Raw genomic sequence first — 25,824 nt, 5'->3', positions numbered from 1 at the left:
CTTGCCTCCCTCGGCTCGATTCGATCGCCGAAGACCCGGTCCCTCCGGTCTCCCGACGACCCCCACGGTTACCATAGTTCAAATCGCCCGATCGCTCAATGAGACTTGCCCCGGAGAGTCAGTTAGAATAAAGGGGGAGGGCAAGCGACCCGACGGAGTGGTTTGGGGGATCGGGAATGGGCGTGGGCGACCAGATTGCGGCCAACGGCTCGGCGGCGGACGTCTCCGAGGAAGCGCGGCTGGCGCGCGTGCTCGAAGCACTTCGGGCCGCGCTCGACGACGGTCCGAACATCGACCTGAAGACGCTCGCGGCCGAGCATCCCTCGATCGCCGACCACCTCCGAAGCTGCCTGACCGTGTTATGCTCCCCCGAGGCATCCGAGAGAGGGCCGTCGTGGGACCCGGAGGCGGCGAACGATGAAGAGCCGATGGTGCTCGGCGATTTCCTGGTCGTCCGGTCGATCGCCCGGGGGGGGATGGGGATCGTCTTCGAGGCCCAGCAGATCTCGCTCCGCCGCAAGGTGGCCCTCAAGGTCCTGCCGTTCGCCGCGGCCCTCGACGACCAGCACGTCCGGCGGTTCGAGATCGAGGCCCAAGCCGCGGCGCAGTTGCATCACGCCAACATCGTGCCGATCTTCGCCGTCGGCTGCGATCGCGGCGTCCACTACTACGCCATGCAGTTCATCGAAGGCCAGACTTTGGCCGCCCAGATCCACGAGCTGCAAGTCGAATCGGGGGCGGTCGACTCGTCGCCGGACAGCTCGGCCACGGCTCCGCAAGGGCCCGCCACGACCGTTTACATACCCGGTCGCCACGGTGAGTCCGAGGCCGCGTCCCCCCTGCCCTCGCCCTCCGACTCGAAGCCCGCGGCGGCCGACGTACTCTCGACTCTTCCCAGGCTGTCACGGTCGTCGCCCCGCAAGCCCGACCATTACCGGACGGTCGCGGAAGTGGGGCTTCAGGCCGCCCTGGCTCTGGAGTACGCCCATCGCCAGGGGGTGATCCACCGCGACGTCAAGCCTTCGAACCTGATGATCGACCTGCGGGGGAACCTCTGGGTCACCGACTTCGGCCTGGCCCGGTTCGGCGAGGACCGAGGGCTGACGATGACCGGCGACCTGCTCGGCACGCTCCGCTACATGAGCCCCGAACAGGCGCTTGGGCAGCGGGCGTTCGTCGACCATCGGACCGACGTCTACTCGCTGGCGGCGACGCTCTACGAGTACACGACGTTGGCCCCCGCCGTCCCGGGGACCACCCACCAGGACATCCTCCGGAGGATCGCCGACCATGAACCCGTTCCGGCCCGGCGGGTCGATCCGAAGGTTCCCCACGAGCTGGAGACGATTCTTCAGAAGGCGATGAACCGCGAGGTCGAGGGCCGGTACGCGACCGCCCAGGAGATGGCCGACGACCTGCGGAGGTTCCTCGAAGACAAGACGATCCTGGCGAAGCCGCCGACGTGGTGGGATCGGGCCGTGAAATGGGGACGCCGGCACCCGTCGCTCGTCGCCTCGGCTCTGGCCACTTTGATGCTGGCGGTCGTCATGCTCGCCGTCTCGATCGTCCTGATCGGCCGGGCGCACGACGCGACCAAGGACGCCCTCGGGCTCGCGAAGAAGAACGCCGAGACCGCCCGGCTGGAAGCCGAGATCGCCGCCGATAACGCCTACTGGGTGCTCAACGGGATCACCGAACCGATCAAGAAACTCGCGAACCCCGATCTCGACCGCGACCCCAAGTTCGTCTCGGCCCGGCGCGACGTCGTCGACGAGGCCGTCTCGTGCTACCACGAGTACCTCAAGACGCTCGAAGGCGAAGGACGGACCGTCGAGGAGGCCCCGGAGATCTGGCTCCGGATCGCACTCCTTTATACCGCGGCCGACGATTTCGAGGGCACGAAAGACGCGTATCGCAAAGCGATCGAGGCCGCCAGAAAACTCCTGGCCGACGGACCGACGGCGCCCCGCTGGAACGAGTTGGGCCGGGGCCATTTCCACCTGGGCGCCGAACTCTGGCTGCATGGCGAGAAAGAGGCGGCGGTCCCTCATCTCCGGGGGGGCATCGAAATGAGCCGGAAGGCGATGAACCTGGCTCCCGACGACATCGCCATCCTCCAGTACGCGGCCTGGCAACGGCTGTTCTGTCCGCTCGTCGAAATCCGCGAGCCCGAGGTCGCGCTCCAGGCGGCCCGACGGCTGGTCGAGGTCACGTCGGAGAAGGTTCACAACCGCAAGACCCAGGCCGGCGGCATCCGGCCGTTCATGACCCTGGCCCTCGCCGAGTACCGCAACGGCAACCTGGAGACCGCCCGCGACGCGGCCGAGCACTCGATGAAGATTCGCGACGGCGGCGACGCCTACGAATGGTTCGTGCTGTCGATGATCCTCGCCCGGCAGGGCGAACTGGATCGCGCCCGCACCCTCTATCACGAGGCCGTCCAATGGACCAAGCGGTACCGCTACGGCGACTTCGAGCTGCACTTTCTCGACGATGAGGCGGCGGTTTTGTTGAAGCCACAACCCGACACGACCGAACCCCCGACGCCATTATCATGAGGCCGGGTGTCCCAATGGCGTCATGATGGTTCCTCGCGCGGGTCGAATGATGAAGGGATCGTGGAGATTCGGGAAACCGACGGCCGGGCCTCTTGGCGAAAATGTTTGCGTTTGTGTATGATGCCCGGCATCCGTCCGAGTCATGAATCACAATCTCTTTGATGCGACCTCGGCGGCGACCGATTCGTTGAGGAAGGTCCGTGATGCGTAGGTTCAGCCTGGGCTCGTCGACCGACCGCAAGATCGTCGTCCTGGAAGTCGTGGGCGCTCGCATGAGCGTCGTCCGGATGAAGCCGGACGGAACCACGACGCGGCAGGAGAAAGAGCTGCCGAGCGAGTCGGAAGCCCGTGCCGCAAGCGAGACGGTCGCCCACGAGCTGCTCGCTCGCGGGTACGTCGAGCACGACGCCAAACGAACCGCCCCGGCCCCGACCTCAGTCTCAGCCAAGGCCGCCGTCCCGCCGCCGAAGCCGAGCAGGCCCGCTCCGAAGCCGGCCCCCCCGGTTCGCGAATTCGACGACGAGCCGCCGTCGTCCCTCTTCGACGACCTCGAACCGGCCTCCGAACCGGTTGCGCCGCTCGCCCGGCTCGCCCCCCTGCCCGATTCCTCTTCCGCGAATGGCGAGCCGAAGAAAAAGAAGACCGGCAAGAAGAAGAAAAAGAAGTCGGCGGGCGAGTCCGACGGGCTCGACAAGCGGGTGCTGGCCGGCGTCGGCGGCGTCGCGCTCTTGCTCGTCTGCGGGTTAGGCTACATCGCATACGACGTCTTCTTGAAGCCCGCCTCGATCATCGGCAAGTGGGGCGGCTCGATGGTCGAGCACGAGATCAGCCGGTCGCTCACCCACACGGGTTACGACCTCGTCCTCGACGCGAAGAAGAATGCGTCGATGACGATTAACGGCGAGTCCACCACGACCGGAACCTACTCCGTGAAGGGCAACCGCCTCAAGCTCATCCTCAAGGACGAAGACGGCGAGACCAACGATCGCGAGTTCAAGATCAAGCTCGGCGCCTCGACGCTCGACCTCATGGACCCGCAGAGCGGCAAGCTGATCGTCCAGTTGATCCGGCTCACCGGCGCGCCGGCGGCCGGCGGCAAGGCGAAGGCCGACGCCAAGGCGGCGGCGGAACTCGTCGACAAGGACGCTGGCAAGAGCGACCCGGCGGCCGATCTGAAGATCGCCTCCGTCGAACTCTCCGCGAAGGACGGCGCGTTCCGGCTTCGCCACCCTCAAGGCTGGGAAACCGACACCGGCGCCCGTCCCGACAACACGTATTCGTACATCATCCTCACCAAGGACCCGGCGAAGATCCAGATTTACGCCGACATCCAGGGCTCGCTCATGTCGGGCTCCGACTCGGCGGGCCAGTTCGAGGAAGGGAGCGAACTCGCGCCGGTGCATCGCGCCCACGAGATGTACAAGAAGGTCGCCGCCGGGGAGCTGAGCGAGTACCAGGAAGGCAAGCCCGACGTCTTCAAGGGCTCGGGCCTCGGCGAAGGCCGGATCTCCCTGTTCAAGGCGTCGGGCGGCCTGTTCGGCTCCAACCTCAAAGGCTACCACGTCACGCTGCTGACCAAGGACCGCCGGCTCTCGGTCCTCGCCTACGGACCCGAGAAGGACTTCGAAAAGCTCAAACCGGCCTACCTGGCCGTCTGCCGCAGCCTCGGACACTGAGAACTCTGGGCGAGAGAACGTATCACCACATCGACAACGACTGATGCTTGCAGCGGCATTTCTTGATCTCCCTCGTCGACCGCCCCGCCGTCAGCCTTGCTTCTCGTGAAGCGCGGCGTGTTCGGCGTCGGTGGTCGGGCGGGTGTCGCGGCCTCGGCCGGTGGTCACTTCCATGCGGCTGAGGTACTTGACGTTCGCGCAGTCGTCGAGTTCGTCGGTGTGGCAGGCGGCGGGGTTGGGGATGATGAACCGGATCGGGCCGCCGTGCTTGGGGCCGAGCGGAACGCCGTTCAGGTGGAAGACGATGACGGCCTCGGCGCGGACCGCCTGGAGCGGCACCGGGACGTGGAAGTCGTCGCGGTCGGCGTGCAAGGTGATGTAGCGCGCCTCGGGCGAAACCTCGGCCAACCGCAGCACGGCCTCCAACGTCACGCCCGACCCTTGCCGATTGGGGTGGAAGCGGGAGATGTCGTCGACCCGGTCGGCGGCGGGGAGACCGGCGAGGTCGTCGAAGCTGAGGCGCAGGGGCTTCGCGACGGCGCCGTCGACGATAAGCAGCGTGGGTTGATCGCTCATTTTCAGTCTTCGCTCGGCTCGCGGACGTTGAATTCGAGCTTCCAGCGACGGTCGTCGCGGGTGCTCCGGCACCAGAGTTCGAGTGCGCCGACCTCGTTGACGTGGGAGTGCAGCCGGACCGGGACGACCGCGCCCTCGGCGTCGCCCTCGACGGGCAAGGCCGTTTCGAGCGGGGCGAGTTCCTGGATCTCTTCCGGGTTCCAGCGGTCGAGCACGGCACCCAGCGGGTCGTCGCGGCGGGTCGTCGAACTGAGGAACCGGAACACGGCCGGCTCGCCGACGATCAGGCCGAGTTCCGAGCTGGGGACGTCGGCCTCGGTCCCCTCCTCCATGCCCATCGGCACGACGCAGAGGGCCTTGACCGGCGGCGAAACGCCTGGCACCGCAGGTGCCGAGGTCTCCAGGCCGACGTAATACGACCGCCCCACGCCCCCCCGAATCCGCACGCCCCGGCCCTTGCGGACCTGCCCGTAATACGCGGCGCCCCGGGCGACCGCCAGGTCCAGGTCGTTCGATCGTAGCTCGGGGACGGGCTTGCCCGCCCACTCGGAAAGCACGTCGAGCACGCGCCCGCGCAGCTCGTTCGACTTGAACACGCCGCCGTTGAACAGGACCGACGACGGCATGATCATCGACCCGCCGGTGTGCAGCGAGCCGGCCTGCTGGCCCAGGAACCGCGCGAGGTGGCGGGTGATCGCGGGGTCGGCGGCGTAGGGCAGGCCGATCTCGGTCAGGCCCACGCGACGCCCGCGCACGGGCTGGTCGGTCGGCGCGCATCGGGGCAGGAAGCCGTCGACCAGCACCGCGTGCAGCGTCTCGCGGGTCAGCTCGGTCTTGATCGCGCCGCCGATGACCTTCGAGCCGCGACCGAGAATCGCGACCGGGGCCGCCGCCTTCTTGGGGTCGGCGAACAGGGTCTCCTTGGCCGTCCGGCAGGCGTGGCCGAGGGCCACCCGCTGGGCCGCGTCGAGCCCGTCCATGCCCTGGGGCAGCGAGCCGGCCACGGCGTAGGCCAGGGCCAGGTCCATGTTGTCGCCGCCGAGCAGGATGTGCTCGCCGACCGCGAGCCGCGACAGGACGAGGTCGCCGGCCTCCTCGGTCACGGCGATCAGGGTGAAGTCGGTGGTGCCGCCGCCGACGTCGCAGACGAGGATCACGTCGCCGACCTTCACGGATTTCCGCCAGTCGTCCCCCCGGGCCGAAAGCCAGGCGTAGAAGGCGGCCTGGGGCTCTTCGAGCAGCGTCACGTGCTTGAGGCCGGCCTTGCCGGCGGCCTCGATCGTCAGCTCGCGGGCCACGGCGTCGAACGAGGCGGGGACGGTCAACAGGACGTCCTGATTCTCCAGGCGGTCGGCGGCGGTCTTGCCGGCGATCGTGGAGTTCCAGGCGTCGCGCAGGTGCTCCAGATACGCGGCCGAGGCGTCGACCGGCGAGACCTTGGCGACGTCGTCGGCCGCCGTCCACGGCAGGATCGCCGCCCGGCGGTCGACCCCGGCGTGCGACAGCCAGCTCTTGGCCGAACTGACCAGCCGGCCGGGGACCTTCGCGCCGTGGTCGCGGGCGAAGACGCCGGCCGCGCGATCCAGCGACGCCTTCCAGGGGAGGTCGAGCGCCCCGGCGGGGAACTCCTTGGCTCCGGCCAGGTACAGGAACGAGGGAAGCAGCGGCCGAGGCGCAACGTCGTTCAGGCCGACGACCTGCGGGATCGGAAGCTGCTCGATCGGGACCGGCGGCGACGACGGATCGGCCGGGCCCTCGCCCGACGGGGCGTAAGCCAGGGAGCTGTTGGTCGTACCCAGATCGACGCCCACGACGAATCGCGACATGCCGGCCTCTTGAATCGAATCGAAATCTTACGACGGCTCAGGATCTCAGAGTCTGTCCCTCAAGCGCGAATTGCGGGAGGGCGAGGCTCCCGCCGAGCCGGTTTTCAACTCCGCGTGCGGCTCGGCGGGAGCCTCGCCCTCCCTCTACGAGACAGGATCTCAGGGGATCTCGACTTCGGCGGGGGACAGCACCGACGAGTCGTCGCGGGCGACCGGCAGGACCGGCAGATGGACCGACCGCACCCGCCAGCCGTGATGCTTGAGCACGCCGTTGAACGGCGCGACGCCGTTGACGTTGCCGATCAGGCGGACGGCGGCCGGGTCGAAATCGGCGGGGATGTGCACCTGGCTCTCCTCGGGGCCGGTCAGGATCGGCTCGATGGTCAGGTAGTCGTGCAGGGTCTTGCGGCACCCCCGGTGGATGTCGCGGACTGCGGCGCCGATCTGGGCGTCGGTGTAGGCGTCGATGTCTTCTTCGAGGAAGTCGACCAGCCGACCGTCGCGCTGCAAGACCGCCAAGATCCGCAGGTCCGGACCCGTCGGCTGACGGGAGAAGAGCGGCTCGACGCGGGCCGCGAAGTCGGCATCGGTCAGGGTCCGCCAGAACGTCTTCAAGGCCAGCACAAACCGATTCAAGCGTATCCCCTAATCTGGCGCGGTTTACCATTGGGTCGCACACGGGACGAGGCCGAATTCCCTTCTCCCCGCATGCGGGGAGAAGGTGCCCTGAAGGGGCGGAGAGGGGGTTTCGAACGCCTCGGCCCTCGAAAATCCCCATGATCCCCCCTCATCCGGCCGTTCCGGCCACCTTCTCCCCTCGAAGGGGAAAAGGCATGCTCGCGACAGCCGGTTTTGTTTGATGGATGGCGCGGGGTCGGCTCGTCCCAACCCGTGCCACCCCAGTATGGCGAGGTTGATTTTATCATTCGAGATCGCCGAAGAAAACGATTCGATTCGCGACCTAGGGTATTATGATAGACTCCTTGAATTGCAGGTGAAGAAACCCGCGCGGTAAGATGGGATGGAAAATACGTGGTTTCGCCGGAGCGGTCGGAGTTTGCGAGGCGTTTGGCGCGAGGCCGGCGTCTTGAGGCTCTGGGGCCCGGTCGAGTCACAATCCTCCCCACGGCCGCCTCGCTGGCTCGTCGTCGGGATCGACGACCGGGAAGCCCGCCGGCCGCTCGCGGAGCCTCGCTGCATCTATTTGGTCGCTGGAACGGGAACTCGAAGGTCGAGGCGTCCCTCTGGAGGAGCTGCCGTCGCTATGAGCACTTTCACAACCCGGGATGACGCGGACGCCCTGCTCGTCACGTTCACCGACCCTTCCGGGCTCAACGATTTCCGCAACACGCCCCTCCGCGACGCCCTCTTCGACCTCGTTCAGTCGCGTTCGGAACCACGCGTCGCCCTCGACATGAACAAGATCGACTACCTGTCCAGCTCGGGCGTGGCGATCCTGGTCGGCCTCAAACGACGGATCGAGACCCGCAACGGCAAGATCGTCCTCTTCCGCCTCCAGTCGATCGTCCGCGACCTCCTCCAGGTCATGAAGCTCGACCGCTACTTCGTCATCGTCGACGATGAAGAACAAGCCGTCGCATCGCTTCGCTCCGTCTCTTCGGTCTAATCACTCCCTTCGCTTTCCTCGCTTCCCTCGGCTTCCGAGCCCCCCTATGTTCCCGGCTCGTATGAAGTCCGTTCACGAGCCGGACCGAACAAGAGAGTCGTAAGCGAATCGTTCCGACAGGGCGCGGGCTCCTTTCCCCTCGGGGAACGGACCGCGTCGGTCGTCGGTCGGCGATTCGCGCGTCTGTCCGTCTTGGCCGGATGACCAACCGAATCAGGGAGGGCGGCTCACTGCCACGAGCCGCCAGGGAAGGGAGTCTTCCATGGGAATCATGCGGAGAGGGTCTAGCCGGCCCGGTTCGGTCCGGCGCAGTCGGCTTCAAGGGCCCGAGGTCCTTGAATCCCGCCAGTTGCTCGCCTCCAACATCGCGGGCTATCTGTCGCCGTATATTCCGAGCGACCTGTACGTCCGCAACCCGATCACCAATCAGCGCGAGTTCGTCAGCGCCCAGTCGCTGCAACGGCCCAACGACCCCAACGGCCCCCTGGTCAGCAACCAGGGCAAGATCGTCTCGGGCAAGGACCGCGCCGGCAACGAGTACACGATCACCGTCCACGGCCCCGGTCAGGTGATCGTCACCGACACGACGCCCAACGACGGCGCCCTCGACGACGACATCGCGACCATCCAGATCGTCGGCTCGAACATCCGTTCGACCTACGTGACGGGTTCGACGGTCGCCTCGGCCCGGACGCTCACCAACGGCGTCGTGAAGTTCAACCAACTGATCGCCGCGCAGGGGGTCAAGTCGATCCAGCTCAACGGCTTCGACCTGACCAGCAGCGTTTCGCCGGCGCAGTCCGCGGCCACCGGCATCTTCCTCCACGGCGGCGTGCAGACGCTCCAGTTCCACGACATCGTCGGCATCTTCGATCAGTCCACGGGCGCCGCGCCGTACCAGATCACGATCGGCGACCCGAACGTGCCGCTGAAAGTCAAGCCGTCGATCTACCTCGACTCGATCTACAACTCGGTCTTCGACTCCACCTCGGACACGATCCCGACGACGCCGATCACGACGCCGTACGTCCAGTTCTCGATCAACGGCACGGTCCAGAACTTCAGCATCGTGTCGGCCACCCAGTCGGCGGTCGCCCCCAACTACATCGCGGGGAGCCAGGACGGAACCGTCGAGACGTGGTCCGGATACCCGGTCTCGGGCCCTCCTCCGGCGGCCTACCAGTTCTTCTACAACATCGTCGGCACGACCGGCCGCACGTCGCTTCAGGCGTTGGCGGTCGACAACCTCAAGGTCCGAGGGTCGGCCAAGAACTTCACGGCGCAGAAGAACACCACTCCGTTCACCTCGTCGGAGAGCGGCCTGCGGTACCTGCGACGGGCGACGTTCGGCGGCAACGCCGACGCGGTGGCCCTCGACGTGAACGGGAACATCGGCGACCTCACGTTCAAGAAGGGTCTCGGCGACCCGACCGGCGTGTACACCGCCTCGGCGACCGTCCCGTCGACCTCTGAAACGGGGACGGCGACGCAGACCCAGCTCCTGCCGGCGACCAACTACGGAATCCCCGCCGGCTCGACGGGATACCCCGCGGCGGGCGATCTCGGCGGCGTCGTCCGGGCCAGGAACATCCGGTCGATCCGGGCCAAGGCGGCCGACGTCCACCTGATCACCGCCCAGAACCCCGACTTCGTCTCGCTCAACCAGCCCAGCACGCCGGACTACGTGGTTCAGCCCGGCACGGCGATGACCAACACGGCCATCACGACCGATGGTTCGATCAACCACGTCAACGTCACGGGCAACCTGCTGAACAGCGAGATCAAGACGGGATTCAACTACCAGACGTACCTCCAGGGGCTCCAGGGGACCCGACGCGCCAGTCGGATCGCCTCGTACAAGCAGAACGGCGACCTAGTCAACAGCGTCGTCTCCGCGACGTACATCCCCGCCAACGGCGTGTACAACCAGGCGACCGGCACCGCGGGGCGCGGCCAGATCCGCGGCCACGTGCGCGGGTTCGCCTACGGCACCGGCGGCCGCACGGCCCTCGGCAACTACGGAGCCGGCGTCTTCGCCCGCTCGAAGATCGGACGCCTGCCGGTCTCGCCCTGAGCCGTCGGCAAACGATTGATCGGCACGGGCTCGCCCCGACCCGTGCCGCCGAACGGTCCAAATACGAGCCCGAACCGCCAACGAGTGAATCCCCATGTTTCGTGGGCGATCCCCTCCCTGGCGGTTCGAGCTGCTCTGCTCCGAGAATTCCGGGCGCGGGGGCGTCGGGAGGGTCATGCGGCCTTCGGGGTCGGGAAGGGGTCGTGGCAGTCGGCGCCGGTGGACGGCATGCGGTGGATCACCACCAGGATCTTATGCGCCACCGCCACCACGGCCTTCTTCCGCCCCATCCGCTTCGCCCAACGGCCGTAGGCGGCTGGCCGCCCACGCGGCTTGCACCAGCGTCGCGCGTGGAGCAGTCTGCACTTCGTGCTCCACGCCTCGCGACGGGGGCGACAAGATCGGGTTCGGTCCGGAGGACCGAGCCGATCGGGGTGCGGGCCAGGTTGCCATGCGGGCTCGAAACGCCACGTGCGAAGACGGCCTCCGCGCCGAGTGCCGCCGATCCGACCCGGCCATACCGAACCCCGACTCCATTTTCACGAGGCCGGGTGTCCCAAAGGCGTCATGGCGGTTTGGACTGGAAGCGTCAGCGGGTGGATCGGCTCACGAGCTTCAACATGTTCTTGTCAGCCCGACGCCTGTTCCTCGCCCCACGACGCCAGGTGCTGGCGGTTGAGCGTGTGGATCGCGGCCAAAGCGGCCTGGACGGCTTCGAGGCTGGTGCCAACGTACTTCTCGACGAGGGCGGAGGCAATCTCGAAGGCAACCACGTTCTCGACGATCACGCTAGCGGCGGGCACGGCGCAGACGTCGGACCGCTCGTACGAGGCGGGCGTCGGGCTCTTGGTCGCCATGTTGACCGACGGCCCCCGCGCGGCGAGGGTGCTGATCGGCTTCTTGAACGCCCGGACGACGATCGGCTCGCCGTTGGACGTGCCTCCTTCGATGCCCCCCGCGTTGTTCGTCGGCCGGCGGAACCCGAAGCGGCGGTCGTCCTCGGCGTGATCGGGATCGAACTGGATCGGGTCCATGACTTTCGACCCGGGCCGGCGGGCGGCTTCGACTCCCAAGCCGATCTCGACGGCCTTGATCGCCTGGATGCTCATGACGGCGGCGGCCAGGCGGGCGTCAAGCTTGCGGTCGTACTGGACGTGGCTCCCCAGGCCCATCGGGCAGCCGGTGACAACCGCCTCGACCACCCCGCCGAGGGTGTCGCCGGCCTTCTGGGCGGCGTCGATGGCCGCGACGATGGCGACATCGGCCTCGGGATTCAGCGTGTAGACCGGGCTGGCGTCGCGGACGGAGAGGTCACGGCTCAACGGCGGAGCGGCGATTCCGCCCAACTCGGAAACGTAGCCGAACACCTCGATCCCCACCGCGCGGAGCAAGAGCCGGGCCAAGGCGCCGACCGCCACGCGGAGGGCCGTCTCGCGGGCGCTCGCTCGCTCCAGAACCTGGCGGATGCCGGTCTGGTAGTTGATCGACCCGGCGAGGTCGATGTGACCGCCGCGAGGCGACGCGGGCTCGGCCAGACGTTCGAGCTTGGCGTCGTTGTTGATCAGGCGGAGGGTGATCGGGGCGCCGGTGCTAACGCCGTGGAAGGTGCCGGAATCGATGATGACCCGGTCGGTCTCAAGCTTCTGCCGCTTGCCTCGTCCGTAGCCCCCCTGGCGCCGTTCCAGTTCGCGGTCGATGAACGTCTTGTCGATCGCGACGCCCGAGGGGAAGCCTTCGACGATGGCCGTGAGGGCCGGTCCGTGCGACTCACCGGCGGTCAGGTAGCGGAGCATGTGCGGGGTCTTTCCATCGACTCAAGAAGACAGGGGACGATCTCGGATCTTCGGCCGAGCCACTCGACTCAGCGCCAGGGGAAGACCTGGCCGGTGAGCAGCTCGTACGCTTCAATATACTTCGAGCGGGTCCGGGCGACGATGTCGGCCGGCAGCGGCGGGGGCGGGCTGGCCTTGTCCCAGCTCGTCGCTTCGAGCCAGTCGCGAACGAACTGCTTGTCGAACGACGGCTGTGGGCCGCCCGGCTTGTACGCGTCGATCGCCCAGTACCGCGAGCTGTCGGGCGTGAGCGCCTCGTCGATCAGCAGCAGCTCGCCCGTGCGGTCGTCGAACCCCCACTCGAACTTGGTGTCGGCGAGGATCAGGCCCTTCGACCGGGCCTCGATCGCGGCTTTCTCGTAGACTTCGAGGCTCAGCCTGCGCAGGGTCGCGGCGATCTCGGTCCCGAGCGCATCGGCCATGACCTCGAACGGCACGTTCTCGTCGTGACCGGTCTCGGCCTTGGTCGCCGGCGTGAAGATCGGATCGATGCGGTCGCTCTCGACCAGACCCTTGGGCAACCTGATCCCGCAGACCGTCCCCGACGCCTTGTATTCCTTCCAGCCGCTCCCCGACAGATACCCCCGGACGACGCACTCGAACGGCGCGACCCGCGCCTTGCGGACGAGCATCGACCTCCCGCGCAGCTCCTCGCGGACCTCGTCGGAAAGCTCGATCGGCAGGTCGGCGACGTCGCTCGAAATCAGGTGGTTCGGCACGCCGAGCCGGTCGAACCAGAAGCCGCTCAGGCTCGTCAGCACGCGTCCCTTGTCGGGGATCGGCGTCGGGAGAACCCAGTCGAACGCGCTGATGCGATCGGTGGCGACCAGGAGCAGCCGATCACCCAGATCATAAACGTCGCGGACCTTCCCCTGCCGTCTGGGAATGCCCTTCAAATTCGTTTCCGAAAGCGCCACGCCGACCAACCTCCACCCGACATCCGTTCATCACCGCGTCAAGCTGAACTTTAAACAAAAGCCCGGCCGGGGACAAGGGCTGGAGTCGATCGTCACGGGCGGAACCGGCCTCGATCGAGAGCCTTGGCAATTTCGGGCCTCGCGGTCAATGCGATGGCGAGGCGGCCGTCGCGCACTTATCCTGGTTTGAGATCGTGAGCAGCCGAAGCATCAACGAGAGGGGATGTGAATCCATGCCGTCGCCGGACGTCGAGAGCCGAAGCGAACCGAAGCCGGAGACGCCTACCGCGAGAGTCGATGCGTCCCCGGCGCTTCTCACACGGCGGAGGCGTCGGCGGTGGCTCTTTCGACTTGTCACCCTGTCCTTCCTGCTCGTCGGCCAGGAGGCGCTGTTTCGGTTCCTGTTCCCGCTGCCGGAGGTGAACGGGTTCAACCGGATTCATTACCAGCAGATGGCGCAGGTGCATCCGCAGCTTGGCAAGGCCATGAAGCGGGGACTGGTGTACGATCGGCTGCTGCTGGAGAGTCGGCCGGACGGGTTCTCGAAGGTCCATAATCTGAACCTCTACGGGTTTCGAGGTCCGGATTTCGCGATCGAGCCAAGCGCGGGGCGGCGGCGGATTCTGGTGATCGGCGACAGCGTGACCGAAGGCCAGGGGGCCGACGACGGGACGACGATCACCGCTGAGTGGTCGCGGATCTTACAGCGCGAGGGGACGGCCGCCGAGGTCGTCAACCTCGGCGTGATCGCCGCGAGCCTGCCGCATCTGTCGATCTTGACGCGCGATGCGGTCTCGCTGCTGCATCCGACCGACGTCGTGGTCGTGCTCTACGCCAACGACCTGCCGGCGCCGGCCTATTTGCCCGTCTTCGACACGCCGGGGAAGCCGTTCGTCGGCGATTCCCGCCTCTGGTGGCGGCCGAGACTCGCCGTCCTCACCAGCCGGGCGATCTTCGAGGAGCCGATCTACCGCCGGTGGCTGCACCTGCCGGTCCAGTTCTTCGCCCCCGTGCCCGATTCCACCAACCCCTGGACCGACCGCAAGGGACGCCCCGACAACCTGTCCCCCGCGCTCTACGACGACATGGTCGCGGGACGGCTCAACCCATGGCTGTACAACCAGTCGGCCGACATGCCCGTCGCGCTCGCACACGATTTCGGCCAGGGGGGCTCGCCGTTCCGGTACCTCCAGCGCATGGCCGAAGTCTGCCAGAAGAACCAGGCGCGGCTGATCCTCGCCTACGTGCCGTTCTGCGGCGTCGTCAACAGCCGTTACGTCCCGTCGCTCGTCGAGCTGGGCATGGACCGGACGATCGCCGAGGCGCTCGCGACCGACCCGAAGTATCGCAGTCAGAACCGGTTCCTGGCCGATCTTTGCCGCGACATGAGCCTTCCGCTGGCCGACGCCACGGCGGACCTCGAAAAAGCCGAGGCCGCCGGGTCGGTTCTGTTCTGGCGATACGACACCCATCCGAACGCCGACGGCTACGCGACGATCGCCCGGCGCATCCACGCGACCTGGCGGGATGCGACCGGGGGTAGGTCGAAAGGTAAGAACTAGCTCACGCGATCACTTCTTATCGACCAGTTCCAGGAACGTGGGGCCGAGGAAGATCCAGTTGGTGGGCGTGTACGAGATCGGGCCGTTGATGCCGAAGACGGCGAGCTGGTAGGACTTGCCCGGCTTGGCGTCCTTGAGTTCGACGCGGTTGGGCGCGTTGAAGCCGGCGGCGATCGGGCCTCCGGTGTCGCCCGGCTTGTACGGGAGCTTGCCGTCGACCCAGACCTCGCCGTAGTCGTCGACGACTGTCTGGAAGAAGACCCGCTTACCCTCGACCTCTGGCGGGAGCGTGACGTTGATCCGGTACCAGCAGAAGCAGATCTGGCCCGTCGAGCGCGCGTCCTTGAGGGTCTCGGGGGCGATCACCTCCCACTTGGTGTCGTCGTAATCAAGCCCCATGGCACGGGGCTCGTAATTATACGTCTTGTTGGGCGAACCGTCCTTGTTCTTGCCGACGACCGGAACCAGTGTGACGTCGTGCCACCGCCACGCCCCCTTGACCGCCTCGACCCCTTTCCGCGTGCGGAGGTCGATCTTCTTCGGCTCGGCCGCGCTGGCCGTCGCCGAAGCGATCACGAAGAGCGCGAGAAAGGAAACGCCCGGCGCGAGCCGTCGGGCGTGAGAGTCGAGTCTCGTCATTTCTTGGCCTCGATCTGCTTCTGCTCCTCGGGCGTGAACCGGCTGTCAGCCTTGGGGCCGGGTTCCCAGCAGGTCTCCAGGGCGCTCGGGCGCGGCGAGTGGACGGGGAGAACGAAGGTTTCGGCCCCCTCGGCGGACTTGTCGAGCCGGCCGCCCGCCTGGCGGACCACCTGCTCGGCGAGGCTGTCGCAGACGGCGACCAGTTGCGGGAACGAGTACGGCGTCGAGTTGAACTTTGTCTGGGTATCGAGCCCGCTCTTGTACTTCTCGGGCAGCTTGGCATAGCCGATCGTCGTGAACAGCACGCCAGCCGCGCTCGACGGGTTGCAGTCCGAATCCTGGCCGCAGCGGGTCGAGATGACGATGGTCTTCTCCGGGTCGCCTTCGCCGTAGAGCAGGCCCATCACGATGTACGCGCCGTTGAGCTTGGCGTCGATGTTGAACTTGTACGGCTCTTTCTCGTTCTTGCTGCACGAGAACCGGCGGTAGTCGCGGTTCTTCTGGTACTTGGCCTCGATCTTGTTCCACGCCGCCAGCCAGTCGTTGGGATGCTCGCGATGCCAGGCCAGGACGTCGCTGATGCACTCGTGATACTGGCTCTTCTCGGGGATGGCGGCGAGCCCGGCGCGGATGATCTTCTCGACGTCGTTCGTGAAGAACGCCTCGGCGTACATGGCGCCGACGAACTGGCCGCCGTAGAGGCCGTCGCCGTAGTTCATCAGCCGGCCGAAGACCTCGCCCAGCCGGATCACGCTGTTCGGCAGTCCCGGAGCGATCAGGCCGGAGTAGTCGGCCTCGATCTGGTAGTCGATGTCGTCGGCGTGGTCGTTGAACGCGGGGTGCCCGCTGTCCGGCGGCGCGACCCCCGCGCGGAGCTTGTCGCGGCCGGCCTTGTTGGCGTGCCAGAGTGGATACTGGCTATTGGCGAAGTCGATCCCCGCCTGGCGGCTGGAGACGTCCAGACCGTGCTGTTCGAGCGTCCGCAGGAACGTCATCTCGACGTAGATGTCGTCCTGGTCGAACTGGTTGACCGTCTCGGGCGTCCACTTGGGGACCTTGTCCTCGGGGACGGTCGTCTCCTGATACCGGAACTCGGTCGGGGCGCCGACGCCGACCCCGGCCATCTGGCCGATCCAGCCGGCCTTCATCTTGTCGAGATACTCGGCGCGCGACAGCCGCCGCGTCTTCGCCTCCTCGGCGAAGAGCGGCGCGACGAAGCCGAGCGTCAGGAGGGCCGTCGCCCCGATTCGGAAATAGCGCTTCATGTATAAATACTCCCTTGTGAGGATCGTTCAGTCGACCTTGCCCGTCGCCGCCCAGATCACGCCCCGACGGAGCCACGGGTGCACGTTGGGGTCAGCGAGCGCCCCGACGTCGTGGCCGAGGACGTTGCTGTAGACGCGGCCCTTGCCGTAAGAGTTGACCCAGATGACCGCCTCGTCCTTGCCCGTCCCCTTGGGCTTGGCGGGATCGGAATAGGCGGTGGCCAGGACCTCGGCGCCGGCGGGCAGCTTCGAGTTCTGATACAGCTCGTCGATCGCGTGGTCGAACTTGACCGCCAGGCCCTCGGAAATCGGGTGCTTGGCGTCGGTCTTCTTGACGGTGAACGCGTGCGCGGGGCCGTGGAAGCCCTGGGTGCGCCAGCCGCCGACGGCCTTCTCGAACTCTTCCCAGTTCGGCTTGGTGAAGGCGGCCGAGGCGAAGTGGTAGGCCACCAGCCCCTTGCCTTCGCGCACGGCCTTGAGGAACGCTTCCTTGTTGGCTTCGGACCATCGGGTCTCGGGAGCGCCCTTGTCGGTGTCCTTGTAGTTGAGCAGAAGAACGTCGTACTTCGCGAGGTTGGCGTCGGTCAGGTCTTTCGAAGGCGTGGTCGTCACGTCGACGGCGATCTTGCCCCCTTCGGACAGGATCGACTTGAGCGACTCGGTCGTCGCCTTCCAGCCGTGATACTCGTCGCCCGTGATGATCAGCAGCTTGACCGGCGCGTTCTCCTTCTTGGCTTCCGGCTTCGCGGCCGGGGCCGGGGCCGGGGCCGCGGCTGCGACGACCAGCTTGGGCTCGACGACCTCATCGAGCGCGATCGGTCCGAAGACGGGGACAGCCATGTCGGCGCCGTCGGTCAGGTTGCAGTAGGGGTCGTAGCCGTGGCCGTACCAGAGGAACGAGCCCGGCGGGACCGGCCCGGAGAGCTTCAGGACCACCGCGTCGCGCGCCTTGCCGACGCTCGCATCGAAGATCAAGGGGATCGCCGAGCCGTCCTCCTTGCGGATCGAGAAGCCCGCGATGTGCCGCTCGGGCCGCAGTCCCAGATTCGAGGTCTCGCCGATGCTGACCTGGTTCGGAAAGCCTCCCGGTTGCCCACCGCCCACGCCAGCCATTCCACCCATTTGCCCGCCGCCCATTCCGCCCATGCCTGCGGCGGGCCCCATTCCCCCTCGTCCACCCATCCCGGCGCGAGCCATGGCGGAGGCGGGCTGAGGCGCGCTCATGTTGACCCCTCGGAACTTCACGACCAGGGTGTTGTTCGCTCCCCGCATGACGCGGTCGAGGGTCGGCGTCGTGGCACCCACCTGCCCGAACAGCTCGCGCTGGGCGATCTTCGCCAATCGCTGTCCGACGCGCTTTTGCCCCTGCGTGCCGACGTGAATTGCGTCGTCAAGTTCGAGGTCGATCACCGAGACGACGGCTGTGTTGGCGATGCTGTCAGGCAACCGGCGCTCGGCGTCCTGGACGGTGTTCCAGCCCTTGGGATCGCCGCCGATGACGAACCGGCCGATCTGCACGAAGTAGAACGGCAGGTCCGGCTGACCGAGATCGGACCGGACCGACGCGATGAAGTCGGCGAACACGCGCTCGTAGATCTTCGACCCTTCCGGCGACGAGTCGCTCTCGCCCTGATACCAGAGCACGCCCTTGACCTTGCCGCCGGCCAGGTTGACCGAACGAAGCATCGATCCGTAAAGGCTGTTCCCCCCCTCGCCCTTCTTGGCGGGGTCCCATCCCTGCATGCTCGTTCCGCCGTGGGCGGTGATCACCAGGCCGACCGGGACGCCGGTGCGCTCGACCATCGACACCGCGAACGGCAGACCCAAACCGGCACCCTTGGTCCGCGTCTTGTGCTGCTGGACCGACCGCTCGGCCCGGTCCTTGGGATCTCCCGAATGGACCGGATCAGGAGAATCGACCAGCCAATGCAGCGGTTCCTGAGCCTGAACCCACTTGCCGTCCATCCCGAGGGCCAAAACCTTCTCGTGCGGCGGCGTGACGTCGATCAGGTCGCCGACGCCTTCCATGTTCGACTGCCCGGCCAGAACCCAGAGGTCGCCGACGAAGATGCCAGGGTTGAACATGAGGGCTTGATGTTCATTGTCCTTGTCGTACATGATCGCGATCGAATAAGGCCCGCCGGTGGGAACCCCGACGATCTTGCCGTCGACCAGTTCATACTGGCGATTTCCGATCGATACGCTCGCGATCTTGCCGCCTTTCAAGGAGTCGTCAAGCTCGATCGGAATCGACGCGACGCCGTTGACGTCGCGCTGGAAGACTTGGTTGGCCACGGGCTGCTTGAGCTGGGTCGCCGAACCGGCAAGGCGTTGCCCACCCTGGGCGAACGCAGGCGTCGCGTTCATCATCAGGACGGCCGCCGCAAGTGCGACGAAGCCGGTGTATCTCATCCTCGATCCCCGGATGGGGGAGAGCCGAGTCGATCTTGGCATGGCTGCGTCATCTCCAGGAGAAGGCGGCGAGACGGCGGGAAGCGGCGTCCGGCGCGGGGATTGGTCGTCGAGTCGACGGAATGCCACATCGTACTCGCCGCCCTGGGGCGAAGAAAGGGACTAAGCCGCGCGGTCGTTCAGGGGCTCGGCCGCCGGGCGCCGCGGGCCTTGTCGAGCAGGAGGACGAGGCGGCGGCCGACGGCTTCGGCCCAGACCTCGGCGCCGGCCGGCGAGAAGTGGCCGTCGCCGATTGCGTTGTTGTAAAGCGGACTGCCCGTCGGCCGATTCCCCGCGCGATCGCCTTCAAGGATCATCGCGATATTTCGATTGATGAACTCTTCGGTCGGATCAAGATACGCCTCACTGCTGCCGTTAAGGATGTTCGAGATCAGCCCGGGATAGTAGCCGGCGAACCGCGCGGAGTTCATCTGGCTGTCGAGTGGGGCGGGGACCACGAGGAGGAGCAAACCCCGACTGCGACAGACTTGTTGGATTTCACCCAGCCAGTACCGCCCCTCATCCCAGTCCCCCTTGCCCCGGGCCACCTCCAGGATGCCGCCGAAGTCGTTGGCGAAGACGCTCATCACGACGAACTGGGGCTTGAAGCGGTCGGCGAACTTGAGGAGCGAATAGTAATACTGCTCGGGCGAGTAGCCGAGACAGCCGGTGTTCAAGATCGAAACGCCGGTCTTTTCGTGGTTTTCCAGGTAGCGCCGGAGGCATTCGGGCGGGGTGTGGTCGTCGTCGATGAACATCCCCTGCATGTACGAGTCGCCCAGGACGATCCCCCGCAGCGGGGCCGACGGATCGGGCTCGGGCCCGCGCAGGCCCCACGAGTTCGTGGTCTGGACGGACGTCGTCACGATGATCCCGCCGGTCCCCTGAAGCACCTCGGCAAGCTCGGGGCGGTCGGGGACGATCAGGAACGTCAGGGGCGATCCCTTGGGGGAGACGTTCCGCACCCAGATCGACCGCGTATTCGGCTTCAGGCAGTAGGAGCGGCCGGCGTCGTCGGGCTCGAAGACGGTCGAGGGAAGCAGCAACGTCTGGTCGAAGTTGCCCCAGCGGAGCAGGCCGGCGTCCGGGTCGCTCCCCGCGTATCGAAACAGCCGCTGGATCGGCTCATCCATCGTGGGGAAGGCGTCGCGGAACTTCCGCGCGGCGTCGTCGACCGCCTGACGCCGATCGCGTTCATGGCGGGCGTCGACTTCCTCGCGCGGCACCGGCAGCCCGACGGCCCATCGCGCCGACTGGCGCGCCCGATCGGCGACCGAGGCGACCAGGTGACGGCCCCGGGGAACCGCTGCCAGAATTCCGGCGACCACGATCAACGTCGCCACCACGATGCCGAGCTTGAACCGTCGCTGAAGCCGCCGTGAGCGTTCGACGCCCCCGAGAACCCGCTGGTCGGCCCGGGCGGGCCGCCGCATCGAAAAGAAACGCGCCATCCGGTCCTCACACGCGAATTCGAGTGTCCACTACGGACCTTATTGTGCGTGAGCCGACGGCCGCGATCAATGCCGCCGCGGCCCCCTCGTCACGCGCGGTTCGGAGGGCAGAATTCGAGCAACGAAACTCGTCCCCGCCAGGGGCCGACATGGTGGGCGAGGCGGCGCGCGGCCCGGCGGAAGACGCTCAGCACGGCGTTGAAGTCGGACGGCGAGACGTACGATTCGCGGTTCAGCGACTTGACGTCGCGGCGGGCCAGGATCGCCACGCGGCGGCGCGCGGCCGGCTCGGCGCGCTCGACGTCGCGGAGGATCAGAGCCAGGTCGTAGAGATACCGTTTCGTCGCGTCGAACGGCGCGGAATCAAGGCCGTCGAGCCGGCGGGCCGCCTCGTCGGCGCGGCCCTCCAGAAGGTCGTCCAGCGCCAGCCAGAGGATGTGATCGCTCGTGCCGTGGGAAGCCGGAAGTTCGAGAGCGTGACGGCTGACGCGGGCCGCCTCCTCGTCCCGACCGAGGGCGCGGAACGAGATGACCAGGTTGACGAGCATCCAGGGCTCGACGTCGGCGCGGTCGGGCCAGTCGGCGAGCCAGCGGACGGCGGCGCGATTGCGACCGAGGTTGGTGAGCGCATAACCGACCATCCCCCAGCACCATGCATGGCCGCGAAGCGACGCGCGGTGACGCCGGATGCTGGACGAAAGCCGAAATCGGCGGCGCGCCTGGCCCAGGGCTTTGATGTACGCGGCCAGGGCCTGATGCGCGGACTCGCCGCCGGCGGCCAGCAGCGGGGGGAGCTTGCGGGCTTGGCGCCAGTCGCGACGGCCCCCCCATCGCTCAGCCCAGATCATACCGATGGCCGAAGCGGCGTCGGGCCGCTCCAGTGCTTTGGCGTAGGCCGAATCGGCGTCCTGCCCCCAGCCGGACCTGGTCAAGGCGTCGACGGCGGCGCGGAACGGCCACTCCGACCCGACGTCGCCCGCGAGGCTGAGCCGTTCGAGCGCCTCGCGGGCCGCCGCGCGGTCGCCGGGCTCGGCGCGGGCGGCGTGCCACTGGACCTCGCGAGAGATGACGAAGGCGCCGCCGTCGCCGTGGGTTTTGAGCGCCTCAAGGGTGGTCCTCGCGGCGTCGATCTCCCCATCGGCCAACTCGAGATCGAACAGGTTCATCGCGGCGAATTCGTGCGAGGGCGCCAACTCCAGGGCGCGACGGAAACTCAGCTTCGCCCCGGCGGGGTCTTCGGCGCGGAGCAGGGCCTCGCCGCGGTAGGCGTGGGAGACCGCGTCGTCGGAAGACAGCCGGACCAGGCCCTCGGTCGCTTCGAGATACTCGTCGTTGGAACCGGCGTCGCGAACCCACTCGACGAGCAGATTCCACCCCCAGTAATAGCCGGGGTTCTCGTCGAGCACCGGGCGCATCCGGGCGACAGCCCCGGCGAGGTCGCCGCGACGGGCGGCGATCCACGCGGCGCGGCCCCGGAGCGTGAGCGGCGGACGGTCGCCCCACGACGGCGGCCGGCAGGCAGCCTCGGCCTCGTCGAATCGGCCCGACTCGGCGAGAACCTCCGCCTTCAGGTCGTGCGGCTCGGCGCTGCGAGGGGCGAGGGCGGCGGCGCGGTCGAGCGCTTCGAGCCGCTCGTCCAGGGTCGAGGGCCCGCTGAGCATTCGCGCCAGCGCCAGCCAGGCCCGGCTGTCTCCGCGCCGCTGCTGGGCGACCTCGCGAGCCAGCTCGGCCGTCGCCTCGGGCCGTTCCAGCTCACGCGACCAGACGGCCAGGGTCCGCCAGGCCCACTCGTACCCCGGGTCGATCCGCAACGAGCGGGCCATACGCTCGACCGCCGCTTCCTTCTCACCCAACAGCCAGAGCGTGTCGGCCAGGTAGCCGTGATTGACGGCGTCGAGCGGTGAGTAGGCCGCGGCGCGTTCGAGAACCGCGCGCGACTCCTCATTCTTCCCCTCGCGTTCCAGCGCTTGCGAAAGCTCGCGGGCGGCCGTGCCCCAGCCGGGGTTGATCCGCAAGGCGCGGCCGAGCGCCTCGTGCTCGCCGTCGCGGTCGCTTCGGGCGCGGCAGACGGCGGCGCGGTCGAGCCAAAGCCTCGGCAGCAGCGGGAACCGCTCGACGGCCTGGCGGGCCAGGGCGTCGGCCTCGTCGAGGTCGCCCCGACCGATCCGCTCGCAAATCACGGCCGACCAGGCATGCCAGAGGTCCGGGCGCGCCTCCAGGGCACGGAGGAGCGTGGCCAGAAGATCGTCGGGGCCGAGCGTACCGTCGGCACGGCGAGCGAACGCGAGCAGGCCGTCGCCGAACGTGACCTGCCGCGCCAGCTCGCTCTCGATGAACGCGAGCGCTTCGAGCCGCTCGGACTGCGAGTCGCAGGTCTCGATCAGGCGGCTGACGGCCGACTCGTTGTCAATGTCGCGGCGGATCGCCTCGCGGTACGCCTCGCGAGCCTCGGCGAGACCGCCGGCGTGCTCGAGAACGATCCCGCGCACCGACGCCTCAACCGTGCTCAGCGGCTCGATCGCCGAGGCGATCTCCATCTCGGCCGCCGCCTCGTCGGCCCTTCCGTGCTCGCCGAGGAAAAGCGCCAGCTCGCGGCGCCCCCAGGCGTCGGCCGGGTGGACGTCCAGAAGGCGGCGGAGGGCGAGTTCAGCCTCGTCAGAGCCCTCCGCGCGGAGCCGCTCGATGAGGGCCTGGTTCAGCGCGTAGTTGTGCGGCGACCGCTCGCAGGCCTGCGTCAGATGAGCCAGAGCCGCGGACCGGTCCTCGGTCTCGGCCAGGAGCCGGGCGACGGCGCGGTTGGCGTCGAGAACGGCGGGCTCGGCTTCGAGAACCTCCCGCCAGAGCCCCAGCGCGGCGACGAGATCGCCGCGATTCGACGCCAGACCCGCGGCGGCGCGCAGCCAGTCGCCGCGTCGGCAATGGCCGCGCGCCTCGTCGAGCCGTGCGGCCGCGCGGTCGAACTCGCCGGTCACTGCGTCGGCCTCGGCCGCGAACAGGATCAGCTCGCCGTCGTCCGGCCGAAGCCGCAGCGCCTCGTCGAGCACGGCCGCCGCCTCGACGGCGCTTTCGAGGATCGAGAGCGCCTCGTGGAGCGTCCGCGCCGGCTGCGACGATATCGCCCCGAACCGTCGGCAACGCGCCGCCATCAGCCTGAGCGGCTCATCTTCGCGGTGAACGTGACGGGCCGCGCTGAAGTAAGAGCGAACCAATCCCTCGTTCTTGTCTTCAAGGCACGAGGCGAATCGATAAAGCTCGATCGCGCCGTCGAGCCGGCCCGCGTCCCACGCGATGCGGGCGAGAACGTACAGGCCGAGTGCGTCGGCCGGGCGGGCGCGAAGGGCCCGGCGGGCGAGCCGCTCGGCGGCCGGGTGCTCACGCGCGTCGGTCAACAGCTCCTGGGCGTACTGGCGGCAAAGGATCGGGTCGGCCGAACGGCCGGCGCAGACCTCGCGATAGAGAGCCAGTCGGTCGTCGCGCCGCCCCAGCTCGCGAAGGCACGAAAGCTGCGAGAGCCGGAGGTTGACGTCGTCGGGGAAGGCCGCGCGCAGCGCCTCAAGGACCGAGAGCATCGCCGGCGCGTCGACGTCGTAGATCGCCAGCAGTCTGCGGGCGTGGTGCGTCAGCCGGTGGCCCGGCGCCTCGGCCCGCAGCGCGTCGAGCGCGGCCGCGGCGGCCTCGCGGTCATGATCCCGGAGCGCGACCTGCATGCGATTCAGGTGATCGTAGAGGTTCGACTCGGGCAGATCGAGGCCGTCGAACAACTCGGCGTGATCGCGGGGGATCATCGCCATCCCGCGCGGGCCGACCGATCGATAGCGTTTCAGAAAGGGCTCGCCCAGCGCCTCCCCCTCGTGCGGCAGGGTGGGGTCGCGGATCAAGAGCGTCCCGCGCCGGGCGTCGTAGCCGATGACGGCTTGAAGGTGCGCGCTCTGGGTCTCGACGGTCGTCAGCGTGAACGGAACGCCCCGGTCGAGCAGGGCGAGAGCCGAGTCCCAGGTCACGGTGAACTCGCGGGCGGTCCAGCCGTTGGCCTCGGCCCACGAACGCTCAAGATGGTCGGGCGTGCCATCGTAGCAGATCTCGCCGGCGACTTCGAGGTGGTCGGCCTCCCTCCCCCAGAACCGGGCCAGGGCCGAGAGCGTCGCCGGGCCGCACGTCTGGTGGTGCTGGCGGACGAAGCCGACGGCGAGGCGGACGCGGCGGTCGTCGACGTCGGCGGCCTCGATCCGATCGGCCACGGTCTTGAAAAACGGCTCGCCGCACTCACGCGCGAACGCGACGGCCGACGCGAGGTCGCCCAGACGATAGGCCGCATCCGAGCGGCGGCCGGCGAGCCAGCGGCGGGTCGGCGGGTCGATCAGCGGCGCGAGCGCGGCGAACCGGTCGAGGCTCCGCATCGCGTCGTCGAAGCGTCCCAGCTCGAACTGCACGGTCGCCAGTTGCGCCGAGACCGCCCCGCTGGCGAGCCGGTCGGACGCCTCGGTCAAGAGGGCCACGGCTTCGGCCTCGCGGTCGAGCAGTTGCAGGAGTCCGGCGGTCGCCTGCACGGCCGGGATGTACCAGGGACGCAGCGCGAGGGCCTCGCGCGCGGCGGCCAGGGCTTCGTCGTAGCGGTCCTCCATCTCGAACAAGCTCGACCGCTCGACCCGAAGCCAGGCCCGCCCCGGCGCGACCCGCTCGGCCTCGGTCAGGTACGCCTCGGCGGCGTCGAAATCGCGGAGCGCCCCCAGGGCGATCGCGTGCGACGCCAGCCAATCGGAGCGAACCTCGTCGGTCGCGGCTTCGAGCGGCCCGATCCGCCGGAGGAATTCCCAGGCCGCCAGAGGCCCCCGCCGGCCGATCATCGCCCGCGCATGGTAGTAGCACGCCTCCGGGTCGGTCGGGTCGGCTCGCCAGGCGCGCAGATGCAAGGCCGTACCCAGCCGGAACCCGCCCAGGTGCCTCGCCAGCCGTCCGGCCAGCACCCGCGCGGCCGTCCCGGTCCAGCTCCCGAGCGGACCGACTGCCCTGGCGACCTCGTAAGCCTCCAGGCAGTCGCCTTCCGAATAAAGTGCGCGGACGCGATCCAGGACGTCCTGTCCTACCGTGATCAGCCCCCGCTCCTCGATCATCACCGCCATGGTCCCGTCCCCGGCGTCGTCGTCGATCGGCCGCGATTCGGCCCGAGCCCCTCCCGCGCCCTCGGCGGGAAAAACGTCCATTGGACACACGATTCTAGGACCTGGTTCCCGACCACGGCGGATCGTTGCTCGCGATTTCCCGTTCTCGTAAGGAGGGCGATCGAATCTGGGGACGGACCGTCTATAATGAAGCCCGCAGCGGTCGGAAAGCCGTTTCTCCGGCCGGCGTCGACGTGATTCTCCTCTGTCT

General features: G+C 67.9%; 15 protein-coding genes. 5 read left to right on the top strand and 10 right to left on the bottom strand.

What is annotated here, in order from left to right:
- The first annotated feature begins 182 nt into the window (after positions 1–182).
- On the top strand, positions 183–2,558 hold the full coding sequence (locus BSF38_RS21355; RefSeq protein ID WP_210405627.1) for a serine/threonine-protein kinase: 2,376 nt from the start codon (positions 183–185) through the stop codon (positions 2,556–2,558).
- 203 nt (positions 2,559–2,761) lie between these two features.
- A complete protein-coding gene (locus BSF38_RS21350) occupies positions 2,762–4,234 on the top strand; it encodes a hypothetical protein (RefSeq protein ID WP_076349032.1) in 1,473 nt (490 codons plus the stop codon).
- Positions 4,235–4,324: 90 nt separating this feature from the next.
- Here the strand turns inward: BSF38_RS21350 and BSF38_RS21345 are convergent, their stop codons facing one another.
- The 3 genes from BSF38_RS21345 to BSF38_RS21335 form a co-directional block, all read right to left on the bottom strand.
- The gene (locus tag BSF38_RS21345; protein ID WP_076349030.1) at positions 4,325–4,810 is read right to left on the bottom strand and encodes a molybdopterin-dependent oxidoreductase; all 486 of its coding nucleotides are present in this window, start codon (positions 4,808–4,810) and stop codon (positions 4,325–4,327) included.
- Positions 4,811–4,812: 2 nt separating this feature from the next.
- Positions 4,813–6,636, bottom strand: a complete 1,824-nt coding sequence (locus BSF38_RS21340) for an Hsp70 family protein (protein ID WP_076349028.1) — start codon at positions 6,634–6,636, stop codon at positions 4,813–4,815.
- A gap of 159 nt (positions 6,637–6,795) precedes the next feature.
- Positions 6,796–7,272 carry a DUF2760 domain-containing protein gene (locus BSF38_RS21335; RefSeq protein WP_076349026.1) on the bottom strand — a complete coding sequence of 159 codons (477 nt, stop codon included), beginning with the start codon at positions 7,270–7,272 and terminating at the stop codon, positions 6,796–6,798.
- Positions 7,273–7,900: 628 nt separating this feature from the next.
- On the opposite strand from BSF38_RS21335, the gene BSF38_RS21330 reads away from it, so the two are divergent.
- Together BSF38_RS21330 and BSF38_RS21325 are read left to right on the top strand one after the other, a co-directional pair.
- Entirely contained in the window at positions 7,901–8,263 is a 363-nt protein-coding gene (locus BSF38_RS21330; RefSeq protein WP_076349024.1) for an STAS domain-containing protein, read from the top strand.
- A 262-nt stretch (positions 8,264–8,525) separates the two neighbouring features.
- Positions 8,526–10,337: a hypothetical protein gene (locus BSF38_RS21325; protein WP_076349022.1), complete on the top strand. Its 1,812-nt coding sequence runs from the start codon at positions 8,526–8,528 to the stop codon at positions 10,335–10,337.
- Between the two features lie 629 nt (positions 10,338–10,966).
- Here BSF38_RS21325 and aroC read toward each other — a convergent pair.
- Together aroC and BSF38_RS21315 are read right to left on the bottom strand one after the other, a co-directional pair.
- Positions 10,967–12,130 (bottom strand): chorismate synthase, encoded by a 1,164-nt coding sequence (aroC, locus tag BSF38_RS21320; RefSeq protein WP_076349020.1) that lies wholly within the window; start codon positions 12,128–12,130, stop codon positions 10,967–10,969.
- Positions 12,131–12,198: 68 nt separating this feature from the next.
- Positions 12,199–13,086, bottom strand: coding sequence for a phosphoribosylaminoimidazolesuccinocarboxamide synthase (locus tag BSF38_RS21315; RefSeq protein WP_076351257.1), 888 nt, complete (start codon positions 13,084–13,086; stop codon positions 12,199–12,201).
- Positions 13,087–13,319: 233 nt separating this feature from the next.
- Between BSF38_RS21315 and BSF38_RS21310 the strand changes: the two genes are divergently transcribed.
- Positions 13,320–14,648, top strand: coding sequence for an SGNH/GDSL hydrolase family protein (locus tag BSF38_RS21310; RefSeq protein ID WP_076349018.1), 1,329 nt, complete (start codon positions 13,320–13,322; stop codon positions 14,646–14,648).
- Positions 14,649–14,657: 9 nt separating this feature from the next.
- On the opposite strand, the gene BSF38_RS21305 is transcribed toward BSF38_RS21310, so the two are convergent.
- The 5 genes from BSF38_RS21305 to BSF38_RS21285 form a co-directional block, all read right to left on the bottom strand.
- The gene (locus tag BSF38_RS21305) at positions 14,658–15,287 is read right to left on the bottom strand and encodes a hypothetical protein (protein WP_076349016.1); all 630 of its coding nucleotides are present in this window, start codon (positions 15,285–15,287) and stop codon (positions 14,658–14,660) included.
- Positions 15,284–16,552, bottom strand: coding sequence for an ADP-ribosylglycohydrolase family protein (locus BSF38_RS21300; protein ID WP_076349014.1), 1,269 nt, complete (start codon positions 16,550–16,552; stop codon positions 15,284–15,286). The genes BSF38_RS21305 and BSF38_RS21300 overlap by 4 nt, the downstream gene beginning before the upstream one ends.
- A 27-nt stretch (positions 16,553–16,579) precedes the next feature.
- A complete protein-coding gene (locus tag BSF38_RS30425) occupies positions 16,580–18,964 on the bottom strand; it encodes a sialate O-acetylesterase (protein ID WP_076349012.1) in 2,385 nt (794 codons plus the stop codon).
- A gap of 179 nt (positions 18,965–19,143) precedes the next feature.
- Positions 19,144–20,454 carry an SGNH/GDSL hydrolase family protein gene (locus BSF38_RS21290; protein WP_076349010.1) on the bottom strand — a complete coding sequence of 437 codons (1,311 nt, stop codon included), beginning with the start codon at positions 20,452–20,454 and terminating at the stop codon, positions 19,144–19,146.
- An 89-nt stretch (positions 20,455–20,543) separates the two neighbouring features.
- Positions 20,544–25,655, bottom strand: a complete 5,112-nt coding sequence (locus tag BSF38_RS21285; RefSeq protein ID WP_076349008.1) for a C39 family peptidase — start codon at positions 25,653–25,655, stop codon at positions 20,544–20,546.
- Positions 25,656–25,824: the final 169 nt, after the last annotated feature.

It is taken from the genome of Paludisphaera borealis, assembly GCF_001956985.1.
Classification (GTDB): Bacteria; Planctomycetota; Planctomycetia; order Isosphaerales; family Isosphaeraceae; genus Paludisphaera; species Paludisphaera borealis.
Note: the sequence above shows the minus strand (reverse complement) of the source record. Positions and strands in the feature narration are given on the sequence as shown.

Bases quoted from the DNA above. Each gene is read 5' to 3' on its own strand.
- BSF38_RS21350 (WP_076349032.1), top strand. From the start codon at position 2,762: ATGCGTAGGTTCAGCCTGGGCTCGTCGACCGACCGCAAGATCGTCGTC.
- BSF38_RS21345 (WP_076349030.1), bottom strand. From the start codon at position 4,810: ATGAGCGATCAACCCACGCTGCTTATCGTCGACGGCGCCGTCGCGAAG.
- BSF38_RS21340 (WP_076349028.1), bottom strand. From the start codon at position 6,636: ATGTCGCGATTCGTCGTGGGCGTCGATCTGGGTACGACCAACAGCTCC.
- BSF38_RS21330 (WP_076349024.1), top strand. From the start codon at position 7,901: ATGAGCACTTTCACAACCCGGGATGACGCGGACGCCCTGCTCGTCACG.
- BSF38_RS21325 (WP_076349022.1), top strand. From the start codon at position 8,526: ATGGGAATCATGCGGAGAGGGTCTAGCCGGCCCGGTTCGGTCCGGCGC.
- aroC (WP_076349020.1), bottom strand. From the start codon at position 12,130: ATGCTCCGCTACCTGACCGCCGGTGAGTCGCACGGACCGGCCCTCACG.
- BSF38_RS21310 (WP_076349018.1), top strand. From the start codon at position 13,320: ATGCCGTCGCCGGACGTCGAGAGCCGAAGCGAACCGAAGCCGGAGACG.
- BSF38_RS21305 (WP_076349016.1), bottom strand. From the start codon at position 15,287: ATGACGAGACTCGACTCTCACGCCCGACGGCTCGCGCCGGGCGTTTCC.
- BSF38_RS21300 (WP_076349014.1), bottom strand. From the start codon at position 16,552: ATGAAGCGCTATTTCCGAATCGGGGCGACGGCCCTCCTGACGCTCGGC.
- BSF38_RS30425 (WP_076349012.1), bottom strand. From the start codon at position 18,964: ATGAGATACACCGGCTTCGTCGCACTTGCGGCGGCCGTCCTGATGATG.
- BSF38_RS21290 (WP_076349010.1), bottom strand. From the start codon at position 20,454: ATGGCGCGTTTCTTTTCGATGCGGCGGCCCGCCCGGGCCGACCAGCGG.
- BSF38_RS21285 (WP_076349008.1), bottom strand. From the start codon at position 25,655: ATGGACGTTTTTCCCGCCGAGGGCGCGGGAGGGGCTCGGGCCGAATCG.